Genomic DNA, 11,990 nt, shown 5'->3' on the forward strand with positions numbered 1-11,990 from the left:
CTGAGTGGGTAATTATTTATACGAACTGGTATAATTCAACTGACGTCTTCTTTGAATACTTTTTGCCGTGGTACTTGAATGAAATATAAAATAATTTTTAGCGCCGTTTTTCTTATGGCTTGTTCAAGTATGGCTTTAGGACAAGATGAGCAAACCGCAACATTTTCTATAACGCTGAATGATAGCGATGGTGAGCCGGTCGATAACGGCGTGTTTCTTTTTGAGCCTCAATTTGAGCCGGATGCACATCAGATGCCGCAGCAAGAACCAGCCGTAATGAATCAAATAGATAAACAGTTTGAACCTCACGTGCTTGTGGTAAAGGCGGGTACCGAAGTAACCTTCCCTAATGCGGATAACTTGTTTCACCACGTCTATTCTTTTTCTCCCACAAAGCAATTCGAACTAAAACTTTATAAAGAGTTTACTGCAGAGCCGCTTCGCTTTGAAAACGCAGGTATTGTTGATATTGGATGTAATATTCATGACTGGATGCTGGGATACATAGTTGTTTCAGACTCTCCTTATTTTGGAAAAACCGATAATGAGGGTGAGTCTTCAATTTCACTTCCTCATGGTGAGTACACCGTACGTTTTTGGCATCCGCAAGTGGAAGGTGAAAAAGCGTTTCCCTCACAGTCCATTTCTGTGACTGCCGATACTCAAGTAATATGGACGCTTGATACAAACATAATCAGGGATGACGGATTCGATTCTGGTTTCGGCGACTATTAATGCGGTTTGTCACTCAACCATTAGCTCTATTGTCGTTAGTTTTTTCTGTAGCAAGCTACGCAGAAACAGACTTTTTGTTACGCGGAACCTGGGCGCTAAAAGAAAACACACAAAGCTTCCAAGACTTTGGCCAAAACCACCAGCGATTCGAAGGTGATACCTTTCACCTCTCTCAAGCAGTTATCTCAAGCAACCAGCGTTTGTTTGATGATTGGACATTATCTGGTGTTTTAAATGCTTACAGTGACGGAGAAGAACGGCTCAACATTTCTCAACTTTACTTGAGATATCGGCCACTTAGCGCCTCATCTATAAAGCCAGAGGTAAAAGTAGGCGCGTTTTACCCCGCTATTTCTGCCGAAAACACCGATTTTGGCTGGTTATCGCCGCACTTTTTAACCAATTCAGCAATAAATAGCTGGATCGGTGAAGAACTCAGAATCGGTGGGATTGAATTTAGCTTTAGACAAAATGGCAGACAAGTGCGAAGCAACTGGTCTTGGAAAGTATTAGCCAGCTTATTTAAAGGAAACGATAGCACTGGAACATTGATTTCTTGGCGCGGCTTTGCACTTCACGACAGACAGTCGCTTTACAACGATAGACTGAATTTCCTGCCTATTCCGGGTGTAATCGATGAAGATAGACTGGATGCTCCTGCATGGACCGAACCTTTTAGAGAAATAGACAATCGTTTTGGTTATTATTTCGGAGCGCATGTGGCGTACAAGCGCAGCGCTGAAATGCGCTATTACTATTACGATAACAACGCAGACGCAAATGCAGTCGACCCCGACCGCATCTATGCATGGCATACACGCTTTCATTCGTTAACGCTTCGCTACATGTATAATCCTATCTTTACGGTATTTTCTCAATTGCTGGTGGGCGACACTCTAATGGGTGAAAGTATTGTAGATAACGATTTTAATAGTGGCTTTGTTGCTGCTGTATACAGCATGACTCCATACACGCTTGCTGCACGTGCTGACTGGTATCAAGTAAATGATGATGACAATTACGCGCTCGACCCCAATGGCAGCTCGGGGCGTGCGTTTACTATCAGCGCAGGGCGCAATATTAGCGAACACTTCTCGTTAACCGCCGAATGGCAAATAAACTCAGGCACTCAGCAAAACCTTCGCTTTTTTCAAGACAGCGAGCACTTTACCGAGCACTTGTTCCAGTTGGCACTCACGGCCACTTTCTAATTAACCTGCTTTCCATCAGGGTTATCTTTTTGCGGGTTTAATCGACTTATATTGATATTCTTTTCTAAAATAAACGCTTAGCGCAATCTGGTAGATTTTCAAAATCAAAACCCATGTTTTTCAGATTGTTACTGCCCAGTATCAGACTTCCAAAAGTACGATATTCAAGAGCCAAGCTTTTTTCAAATTGACGCTTGGCCACTTTCGGAAACGCTTTTTCCTCTATAGTTGAAAGGTACTTTTCTTGTCTTTTGTGGTTTAAGTATTGCTTAAATTGTGCTCTTGCAAATTTCACGGTTTCCACTTCCTTTTGAGAAAGTGCCGCTTCTAAATCTAAGGCATAACTTCCATTTTTGTGTCGCTGAACAAAATACAAATAACTGCGAAGCGCCGTTACATCAAGCTGCTCTAGCCCATAGCTAACATACGTTAAACTGTTCACTAAATGCGTTTTTACTTGCTCATTGACTTGCCCTTCCATTTCGAAAATATGATTGGCTCGTGTCAGTTCTAAAGCAACTAAATGTGACAAGGCAGTCGAAGTATTTCCCATTACCGTTAAATGACGAGCAGCATTATTTCGATGTTTCATAGGAACATCTCTGCGCTGCATAATAGTCAATAATGCGAACAAATCATCGTTTTTTGCGTGTGCAATGAGATCTTGTAAGTCCAGTTCTGCATAAGGCGCTAGCAAAACAGCATTTGGGAATTCAAACACTGAATCTTCGGCGGCTAATAAAATATTACCTCTCTCGATATCCCACTCTAAAGATTCTTTTTCGGTTCTTACACTCTCTGAATGCTCGGGTTCAGTTTCTGTGGAGCACCATCGACTTGCGCTGTGGCTCTCTGGCGGCAAAGAACCATCAGGTTCGCTTTCACGAATCATTTGCGTTGAGTGAGATTCCTGTTTAACACTGAGCGGGTTTGCTGTCTCTTCGCTAGCCCTATTGTTTGAGTTCGCTGTACTGGGTTCAACTCCAGATGAAACATAAAGCAAGTAATAAAGTAAGACCGCGATAATAGCAATCGTCGCTACTATTAACTTACGATTCATATGGTTAATTCCCTTTATCCAGTTTTAGCCCGTCTGAACGAACCTATGAACTCTCAGCGACTTCAATAAGATCGAATGTGGTGGCGTCGTCACCTTTCACCATCACCTGACATTGCCCCCAGCTTTGTGGAATATGCCAAATATGATCCTCAGCAACCGTGAATTTTTCTCTATGAGTATCACAGCGCACTTCAACGGTATCAAGCTCGCCTTGAACGTTGTTAAAAGCAAACTTATTTCGTACAAGCGTGTGGAACCAGCGTCCATCATCATCCATGCTCACCGGCACTTGTAAGTTAATATCAGACGCAATGGATGCGTTAATTTTATCAATGATTGGGGCAATTTCTGCTTTGCGTGTTTCCTGCTCATCCATTTCTTGAAGTCGATCATATGACTTTAAAGCTTCTGCGTAATACCCGCGCTGGGCATCAAGAAGGATTTTTCTTTGTAGCACATAAGCAATGTAGTCTTCATCGAAGACCGCATTGTTAAAACGCTTTTGTCCGTTGCTGGCAAGTAATCGAGTAAGGCTTCGTGCTTCCCTTTCAATATCACCTTGCTCATTTGCAAGCTCCGACTCTAAGTTGAGCAACCACGCGTTTTCATAGCGGTTGAGCGTATCCCAACTTTCAAGTTCTTTAAATGCTTCATCAGCCGCTTCAAGATCGCCCGCTTTAAATATGTCGTCTACGTTTTTATAAGCTTTAATGAATTTACGCGTAGCACCACTTTTCCCGACCATGGCAAAGTCCATTTGAACAGCCTGATGGCATTGCTGAGTAGGTTCGCCATCCTTAATTGCTGGGCTATACTGCCACTTTTTGACGGCTGATAGTGCACTTTTTTTGAAAGAGGGACTTCCGAAGAAATCTTCTACAACAGGGTCTTTTACTCTGCCTTGTTCATCTATAACGTAGCTCAACCTTACCCAGCCTTCACGACCTTTTCTGGCTGCTGAAGAAGGGTATTTAGGATCGACACGTTCTAGTGGAGCCGCAGGGGTGAATGCACTTATACGCTTCACTTCATCATCTTTGGCTTCAGCAAGCGCTTTTTCTTCCACTTCATCACAGGGAATACTGAGCTCTTGAGCTACTGCACTTCCAACCACACCAAAAGAGAGAAAGGCCGCTAACGTCAACGAATTTCGCTTAGTAGCCTGTTTACGAGAACATTCAGTACCAACCACTTTTTTCCGTATAACTCGACTCATATCTATCATCCTTAATAATTACAGAGGTTTTTGCCTGCATTAGCCATTATACCTGGGGTAACACGCCGCGATTACGAACATTTTAACTCTCGCCGAGTGGGTACTAACTTATGCAGATTGGTATTAGACTATTGTTTCTTCGCGGAATTTTCAAGTGACGCATCAGGCACATTTTTTATCATCATCTGCTCTTTGCGCTTTGTCATCATTTTTGCTAAGCGACGCATACTTACCGTGGTATCTTTTTCATCAATAATATCCACACCCAGTAAACGCTCAAGCAGGTCTTCAAGGGTAAGCACCCCTTCTAAACCGCCATATTCATCAACCACCAAAAGCATATGTACATGCTTATTAATAAAGTGTTCGAAGGTTACAGATAAGGGCATAGTATTAAGTACAGTGACCATATCTTTCGCATATTCAAAAAGTGGTTTATCTGTGTTCCCTCTCGCTTGAGCCACCAACAAGTCTGAACGCATAACAAATCCAGTGATATTTTCTGAGTCTTGATCTTCAAATATTGGTATGCGGGAAAACTCAATGTTGGCATGCTTATGAAAAAACTCTTCCACCGTCATCGTTTCACTCACTTTAAAAAGGGCGGTACGATGAGTGATTGCATCTTTTACTTTTAACTCATGCAGGCTCAACAAGCTTTGTAGGAATACGGCTTCGTGATTTGCCAACTGGCCTTCCTGACCAGATAGCTCTGCCATAGCGTGTAATTCACTGCGGCTTAAACCTCGAAGCGGGCTATCTTCTTTAAATCCCTTGGTCATCAATTCTGACATTTTCACGAATGGCATAAGGATAATTGAAAGATACTTCAAAAAATACGCCGTAACTGGCGCGAGAGCACGCCAATAGGTCGCACCAAGTGTTTTGGGAATAATTTCTGAAAAAATAAGAATAAGTAAGGTAAGTACGGCGGAAATAATGCCCAAGTAGGCATCACCGAACACTGCAGCAGCCTGCGCACCTGCACCAGCAGCGCCCATGGTATGCGCAATTGTATTCAATGTAAGTATGGCTGATAGCGGTGTATTAATGTTGTCGGTTTGCTTTCGAAGCAAAGCGCCACTAGGCTTCCCCTCTTTTTCCAACACCGAAATGTAAGCAGATGAAACACTTAGAATCACAGCCTCGGCAATAGAGCACAAAAAAGAAAAGCCCAATGCGATCAAGACGTACACAATAAGTAAAAGCATGTCGTTATTCCAAGCGTCCTTGTAGGGTTATACGCGTTTATTTTTAATAAATTGAGCGACTATTATGGATAATAGAACAGGATATACAAGCGCTCTATTCATAACAAAAGCGCGCATGCAAAATATAAGAAAGAATGAAAGATATAACCTAACCGCAGCACGCCGATTGCTGCGTTTGGGATTGACGATAGTTTTTGAGCTTTTTAAAGCCAAGTCTCAACATCAAACCAGCTAACAAAAGCGCGCAGAGTGCGTAAATAACCTGAACGTTGGCACCGTGTTCGTGAACATGGCTATCGATTTTTATCATAGACGCCAATGAAAAAGATGAGACCAAGTAGTTGAGCGCATAGCCAAATCCGATACTTGCGGAAATCACACTAAATAAATAAAGCACTAGGGTTCGCGCGCCCATTTCTTGTTTAATCATTCCCATCGTCGATACGTTTGTCGCCGGCCCTGCCATTAAAAAGACCAATACGGCGCCTGGTGATAGACCTGCAGCAAGGAAGCCAACGGCTAGAGGCGTAGACGCAGTTGCACATATATACATAGGGATGCCAATTAGCGCCATAACTAGCATAGCAATAATGCCATCTCCCCACTGCGTAAGGAAATCTGTGGGAACCCAGGTTTTAATGGCGGCGGCCAACGCTAAGCCAATCAATAACCAAACCACAATGTCTTCTAGTAATTTACCGCTGGCGTAAGCGAACACTTTAGTTAATTTGGAAGACTGAACATCATCCGTCTGTGAGGTCATATCTGCGCCGTCATGATCATGCGAATGCTCACTTGCGCAGCAGGAAGTTTTTGCCACTGGTTCTGGCGTTACTTTTGACGAGCAGCACGACGACTGATAACGGTCAACCTGATCTTTCTTATTAATATGAGTATCCGCCTCTGCGAAAAAACGAACCATTAAGCCGGCATAGATTGCACTAAGTATCGCCGCAATAGGTCTTACAATGGCGTAAAGCGGACCTAGCAGCGCATAAGACACGGAAACACTGTCCACGCCGGTCTCTGGTGTAGAAACAAGAAATGAAATAGTTGAAGACTTAGATGCACCACTGCGGCGTAAACCAAGAGCGGCTGGAATCACCCCACAAGAACATAGCGGCAACGGGGCGCCAATAATTGCTGCTTTACTAATTGAACCAAACGAAGCGCTTCCCATGTGCTTTTCTAGAAAAGTCACAGGGACCAATTCGTGCATGATGCCTGCCACGAGTAGCCCTAGCATCAACCAAGGTGCAGACTCGACGAAGAGCGCTAAGAAATTTTGAGCAAGTAAAATAATATCTGACACACAGCCTCGCTAGTTATTTGGCATTAGAATTGTGTTCGAAGCACAAATAACAGTATTGAAAACGTATTCATGATACCAGATGTGTAGTGTGACAGAAAATCGACAAAATTGATTGTAATGATTACCAGGAAAGAAAAATGGCCAGTACGAATGTACTGGCCGAATGTTGACTATCTCGTGAGTGTGCTTTTTAGACTACGAGGTCAACCATGAAAAACCTTTGTGTCACGTTTTAGTTGCTCTGCTTCTCTTTTCTTAGTTTAGAGACCACCGAAAAAGCCTCTAACATAACAAGTACAGATACAATGAGCACCACGGCATCTAAGAACACTAATAAGTAATTTCCCTCAACATAGTATTCTTTTAATTTTATCAGCCCTGCGAAGAAAGCCATGATCAGAACAAATACCATAGGAATTAGAGTGTACTTTGCCGGCCTGCCGAGCTTTATAAGCATTACTGAGATAACCAGAAGTGTAAGGCTTGCTAGGATCTGATTAGTTGAACCAAACAATGGCCAGATAATCATTCCCCCACTGCCCGATGCGCCACCTGCACCGAAGGCCAATAATAAGCAACAACCAACCGCAACTAAAGTTGCTACTAAGCCACTTTTTAATGCTTTGATAGAGTAGATGTCACCCCATTCCTGAATAATGTAGCGCTGAAGGCGTACTCCGGAATCCATGGTTGTGCCCGCAAAAAGAACAACCATCACGGCAAGAATTGTTGACGAGAAATCAACAGGTAAGCCCCAGCCTTGCTGGATAAGGTTCGCTCCACCTGTGATAAACGCGCCTACGCTACCCGCGCCCAAGTGGCTATAGACCTCATGCCATTCTTCTGGTGAGGCCGCAAACGCAACACCACTTACGGCTACAATAGTGATAAGCGCCAGTGACCCTTCTCCTACGGCGCCAAGATAACCTACAAAGCGCGCGTCAGTTTCTTTATCTAACTGCTTAGAACTAGTGCCCGAAGACACAATGCCGTGAAAGCCTGATACAGCGCCACAGGCAATAGTTACAAATAACAACGGAATCAAACTCGGTGAGTCTACTGCTGTCTGTGTATTAAATGCGGGCGCAGTAATATCTGGCATGGCGAAGAACACCGCACCATAAAGCAAAAAGAGCCCCACCAGTAACTGCATGCCGTTAATGAAGTCTCGAGGTTGCAGCAACATCCAAACGGGAAGAAGGGATGCTATAGCCGCATAAATAAAGAGAATGATTATCCAATTAGCTTTATCCGCCAGGCCGAACATGGTTTCTGGCAAACTGAGTGGAATATAACTACCTGCATACACTGATGCGTATAACACGATTATACCCACGATACATAAGGGGATAAGACTGAAGTTTCGCTTAAGTAGCTGTCCAATGATGAGTGCTACTGCTATTGCAGTCCATGCAGGAAAAACGGCATTTGGCTGTGAAACAAATGAGTTGGCGATTACAACACCGAATACAGCGTTTACCATTAGCAGAACGAGGAAAATAACAATCATGAAAAGTGCTCGGGAACGTTTCCCAATTACGCTTTCTGACAGCGCTCCCATTGATTTACCCTTATGACGGGCACTTGCCCACAGCGCTCCCATATCGTGAACACCGGCGAACAAAATCGTACCAAATACAACCCAAAGTACGGCAGGTACCCACCCCCAATAAACGGCGATTGCAGGGCCGACGATGGGTGCCGCACCGGCTACCGACGTAAAATGATGCCCCCATAAAACCACTTTGTTGGTAGGGACGAAATCTACACCATCTCGCATCGTATGCGCAGGCGTTGTGAAGCTATCATCCAACTGGAAGATACGGCTCGCTATGAATTTAGAATATACGAACCAACCGAACAACATTCCTATGATGCCCAGTATTACAATAGCAATAGACTGCATGTTAAAATCCTACTGTCGTTATTTTGGTTTTATTAAAAGGTGCAATACCTAATTAAATCATTTGTTATTGCTCTAAAGTTGCATTGTAAGACTAAAGTATAATCTAGACACAACTTTTTAACACTCTTCATACCACTTCAAAGAATGGCCAAAAAACGTTTTACCTTAGATATCTAAAATAATTTCTTTTCATCCGACATATATGATCGTTTCTCGCAATAAGCCTTTAAATAAGATTCATTCTCGTTTATAAATACGCAACTTTTAAATAGATAGATAACAACATGGCATCTCCAAAATTTCACATGGCTTTTCGTAAGTATCACCGCTGGCTTGGCTTTTTTCTCGCGGGTATTATGGGAGTCTATGCACTAAGCGGAATTCTTCTTATATTCCGCCCTACCGATATTTTAAAATACGAGCAAACAGAAACGCGTCAATTTGAATCCAATCTTTCAGGTGTAGATCTTCTGCCTCTTCTTAAAATAAGAGGGAGCAAAGTTACGGATGAAAATGCAGACGTAGTCGTGCTAAACGTGGGCCAGTACGATAAAGACTCGGGCGAAGCCACCATCACCAAAAAAGATTATCCACTTGTACTCGCCAAAATGGTGAAGCTACATAAGGCAACCAACAACAGCCCACTATTCTGGCTGAATATAAGCTTTGGTTTAGGTTTGCTGTTTTTTGTTATATCCGCCTTTCTTATGTTTATTCCAAAACTCCCTATGTACAAAAATGGACTTAAAATTGCCGGGCTCGGTGCCATTGTTACGATATTGGCCGTAGCTTTCGGTTCCTAGTGAGTACGATAAGGTCCATTTTCCATACGCATATCGGCCGGTATGCGTATTTTCTCCTTACAAGTTTGAAAGAAAAAACCTCTTCATTAAGCGATAAGTGGTTTCAGACTCTGGCGTTTTGTAAAAAATTAAATATTCGGCGTGAGATAGGCCTTCAAACAGCTCTAACTGTGTAAGTCCTCCGCTGTCTGTTATGGCGCGGTTAACCCTGACTGTATCGCTTAAAAACATGTCTCTCGTTCCGCTTACTAAATACGTTGGTGGGAAGTGGGCAAAAGAACCGTAGATTGGGGATACTGAAGGGTCAGACAGCAACTTGTTTCCCGCGTATAAATGCGCAGCCGCTTTTAACTGACCTTCATAAGTTACCAGCACATTGTCAACACATTCATTGGTGACCAAGCTATCGCTGGTATTCGTGAGGTCGGCCCACGGCGTACCTACATAAATGGCCTTCGGCAGAGGGGTGTTCTTTTGAATCAGAGTCTGCACCAGTGATAGCACCAGGCCACCTCCTGCAGACGTCCCACCTACTAAAATATTCTGCGCGCCTATTTCCTCTAACAATGTGTTATAGACGGAGGTGACATCGTTAAGGGCTGCGGGTGAAGGAAAGGTCGGCGGCATTCTATAATCAACGCTATACACCACGATTCCCAAACGACTCGCCACAAGCAAACCTTCTTCAATACTAGGTAACCCGCCGAACAATACGAAAGCCCCGCCGTGGACATCTATATAGGCTTTGTTTTCAAATTCAGGGCTAACTACATTAGGCGTAAGCTTTCTCACGACGACTTGACCCAGCTTTAAGAGCTCGACACCTACCTCAAACTCTTTCTTCATTTTCTTTACTTTCTTTTTCTGTTCGGCATTTCTTGCCTGACTATAGCTTCGCCAATCTTCATCTGTAGAAGGTGTGGCTGCGATAACCTCATCTTTTGTCAACGTTGGGAAACTGGCTATGCCTTTCACTAGGGCATCACTGGCAGCTTTAGGTAACGTAGGAGTGCGCGTTGTCATATCAGTATGATTCGGTGACCATGGCAGTGAGTGCAAGTTAGCGCAATAAACATTTTATTTGCCTTATCTATTGTTTCGTTTTTCGCGAAAAACCGTAAGCGGCCTTGCGTGATTGGACAGCAATGTGCTCAAGAAAAAAGAGCAGCTTACTTAACGTTAGTGTTGCTTGAATTACTTTTATTCAAATGCTCACCTGATCTCAAGCAACTATTGCTATTTTCAGAGAGAAAGTACAGGGCACAACGGGGTCTTAGTCTGCTATGCTAGCCACGTGTCGTCGCAGGAATATTCAAAAAGTAAATGAAAGGATGCTGCAACACATAAACAACTTTTGCTGAGTAAAACACATTAGGGATTAAGATGAAAAATTTTTCTGTACGCAAACTAGCACTAACATTAGGTTTTACCTTCTGCTCTGTAGCCACCTCTTTTGCCTCTAGCGGTGCTGACGACAAAACTTCCGTTTGGAAAGTAAGCAACGGCGAAGATACTGTTTATGTGGGAGGTACAATCCACATTTTGCCTGTCTCTGAATTTCCGCTTCCTAGCAAATTTACGGACACCTATGAAAAAGCCGATACGTTAGTGTTTGAAGTGAAAATGCCCGATCCCACAGATATTGAAGGTCAACAAAAGATGATGGCTGGATTAGCGTATGCTGAGGGCAAGACATTAAAGGACGTAATTTCAGACGAAACCTATCAAGCGCTAAATACTTACCTCAGTAATTTTGGTGCAAGTGCTGATCAACTCGCGCGATTCAAGCCCGGTATGGTTGCTTCTATGCTAGTGGCCATGGAAGCGCAGCGTTCTCAATTAGCAGGCCAAGGTGTAGATGCCTATTTTATGCAGTTAGCTGCACGTGACGGTAAAACAAGCGAATACTTAGAGTCACTAGATTTTCAAATCAACATGCTAGCTAATATGGGTGCGGGTGAAGAAGACCGCCTTATATCTGAAACCTTGGAAACCTTACCAGAGCTAAAAGACATGCTTAAAAGCACCATAAAAGCATGGAGAGAGGGTGACACTGGGCAAATTGATGAATTGGTGGTAGATACATTCAAACGTGAATCTCCTACCTCTTATGATGATGTTTTCACCAAACGTAACCAAAATTGGGTACCTCAGATTGAAGCCATGTTTGGTGATGAAGACCAAGAGTTTGTTTTAGTGGGCGCGGGGCACCTAGTTGGCGAGGACAGCGTAATCGCCCTATTAGAAGCAAAAGGTTACAAAATAGAGCAAATGTAGTTTTCCCTTGGCTCGACCGCATCAAGACTAAAGCTAGGCATTTGCCTAGCTTTTTTATGCCTATTGCAAGGGATAAAGCTCTATCAAAAACTGACGCAGCAAGGGGGCTGATTGATGCCACCAAGAGTGGCTTTACGGTGCGTTTCTTCCTCTCCGTACAGGCTCAATAGACTTAAAAGGGGGCGCTTGTTCACTCTAGAACTCTCAGCTGCATGGAAGCAGCTGCGAAGCCGCTAATACAAAAGCACGGATGGGTCCG

General features: G+C 43.4%; 10 protein-coding genes. 4 read left to right on the forward strand and 6 right to left on the reverse strand.

What is annotated here, in order from left to right; translation table 11 throughout:
- Window positions 1-78: 78 nt before the first annotated feature.
- Window positions 79-735, forward strand: a complete 657-nt coding sequence (locus tag GVO62_RS11520; protein WP_159119377.1) for a methylamine utilization protein — start codon at window positions 79-81, stop codon at window positions 733-735.
- Window positions 735-1,946 (forward strand): hypothetical protein, encoded by a 1,212-nt coding sequence (locus tag GVO62_RS11525; RefSeq protein ID WP_159119378.1) that lies wholly within the window; start codon window positions 735-737, stop codon window positions 1,944-1,946. Before GVO62_RS11520 ends, GVO62_RS11525 begins: the two co-directional genes overlap by 1 nt.
- Window positions 1,947-2,010: 64 nt before the next feature.
- Here the strand turns inward: GVO62_RS11525 and GVO62_RS11530 are convergent, their stop codons facing one another.
- The 5 genes from GVO62_RS11530 to GVO62_RS11550 all read right to left on the reverse strand — a co-directional run bounded on the left by GVO62_RS11530 (window position 2,011) and on the right by GVO62_RS11550 (window position 8,651).
- The gene (locus tag GVO62_RS11530) at window positions 2,011-3,006 is read right to left on the reverse strand and encodes a hypothetical protein (protein WP_159119379.1); all 996 of its coding nucleotides are present in this window, start codon (window positions 3,004-3,006) and stop codon (window positions 2,011-2,013) included.
- Window positions 3,007-3,049: 43 nt separating this feature from the next.
- Window positions 3,050-4,222 (reverse strand): energy transducer TonB, encoded by a 1,173-nt coding sequence (locus tag GVO62_RS11535; protein ID WP_159119380.1) that lies wholly within the window; start codon window positions 4,220-4,222, stop codon window positions 3,050-3,052.
- Between the two features lie 128 nt (window positions 4,223-4,350).
- A complete protein-coding gene (locus GVO62_RS11540; RefSeq protein ID WP_159119381.1) occupies window positions 4,351-5,433 on the reverse strand; it encodes a CNNM domain-containing protein in 1,083 nt (360 codons plus the stop codon).
- A gap of 148 nt (window positions 5,434-5,581) precedes the next feature.
- Window positions 5,582-6,745 (reverse strand): SO_0444 family Cu/Zn efflux transporter, encoded by a 1,164-nt coding sequence (locus GVO62_RS11545; RefSeq protein ID WP_159119382.1) that lies wholly within the window; start codon window positions 6,743-6,745, stop codon window positions 5,582-5,584.
- A gap of 232 nt (window positions 6,746-6,977) precedes the next feature.
- Window positions 6,978-8,651, reverse strand: coding sequence for a carbon starvation CstA family protein (locus tag GVO62_RS11550; protein ID WP_159119383.1), 1,674 nt, complete (start codon window positions 8,649-8,651; stop codon window positions 6,978-6,980).
- Window positions 8,652-8,935: 284 nt separating this feature from the next.
- On the opposite strand from GVO62_RS11550, the gene GVO62_RS11555 reads away from it, so the two are divergent.
- Window positions 8,936-9,454, forward strand: a complete 519-nt coding sequence (locus tag GVO62_RS11555) for a hypothetical protein (protein ID WP_159119384.1) — start codon at window positions 8,936-8,938, stop codon at window positions 9,452-9,454.
- A gap of 57 nt (window positions 9,455-9,511) precedes the next feature.
- Here the strand turns inward: GVO62_RS11555 and GVO62_RS11560 are convergent, their stop codons facing one another.
- Window positions 9,512-10,477 (reverse strand): alpha/beta hydrolase fold domain-containing protein, encoded by a 966-nt coding sequence (locus GVO62_RS11560; RefSeq protein WP_159119385.1) that lies wholly within the window; start codon window positions 10,475-10,477, stop codon window positions 9,512-9,514.
- Window positions 10,478-10,837: 360 nt separating this feature from the next.
- Between GVO62_RS11560 and GVO62_RS11565 the strand changes: the two genes are divergently transcribed.
- Window positions 10,838-11,731, forward strand: coding sequence for a TraB/GumN family protein (locus tag GVO62_RS11565; protein ID WP_159119386.1), 894 nt, complete (start codon window positions 10,838-10,840; stop codon window positions 11,729-11,731).
- Window positions 11,732-11,990: the final 259 nt, after the last annotated feature.

This window comes from Alteromonas sp. KUL150 (assembly GCF_009811475.1).
GTDB classification, from domain to species: Bacteria; Pseudomonadota; Gammaproteobacteria; order Enterobacterales; family Alteromonadaceae; genus Alteromonas; species Alteromonas gracilis.

Excerpts from the sequence above, each read along its gene's own strand:
- GVO62_RS11525 (WP_159119378.1), top strand. The coding sequence starts at position 735 with ATGCGGTTTGTCACTCAACCATTAGCTCTATTGTCGTTAGTTTTTTCT.
- GVO62_RS11520 (WP_159119377.1), top strand. The coding sequence starts at position 79 with ATGAAATATAAAATAATTTTTAGCGCCGTTTTTCTTATGGCTTGTTCA.
- GVO62_RS11560 (WP_159119385.1), bottom strand. The coding sequence starts at position 10,477 with ATGACAACGCGCACTCCTACGTTACCTAAAGCTGCCAGTGATGCCCTA.
- GVO62_RS11530 (WP_159119379.1), bottom strand. The coding sequence starts at position 3,006 with ATGAATCGTAAGTTAATAGTAGCGACGATTGCTATTATCGCGGTCTTA.
- GVO62_RS11565 (WP_159119386.1), top strand. The coding sequence starts at position 10,838 with ATGAAAAATTTTTCTGTACGCAAACTAGCACTAACATTAGGTTTTACC.
- GVO62_RS11550 (WP_159119383.1), bottom strand. The coding sequence starts at position 8,651 with ATGCAGTCTATTGCTATTGTAATACTGGGCATCATAGGAATGTTGTTC.
- GVO62_RS11535 (WP_159119380.1), bottom strand. The coding sequence starts at position 4,222 with ATGAGTCGAGTTATACGGAAAAAAGTGGTTGGTACTGAATGTTCTCGT.
- GVO62_RS11555 (WP_159119384.1), top strand. The coding sequence starts at position 8,936 with ATGGCATCTCCAAAATTTCACATGGCTTTTCGTAAGTATCACCGCTGG.
- GVO62_RS11540 (WP_159119381.1), bottom strand. The coding sequence starts at position 5,433 with ATGCTTTTACTTATTGTGTACGTCTTGATCGCATTGGGCTTTTCTTTT.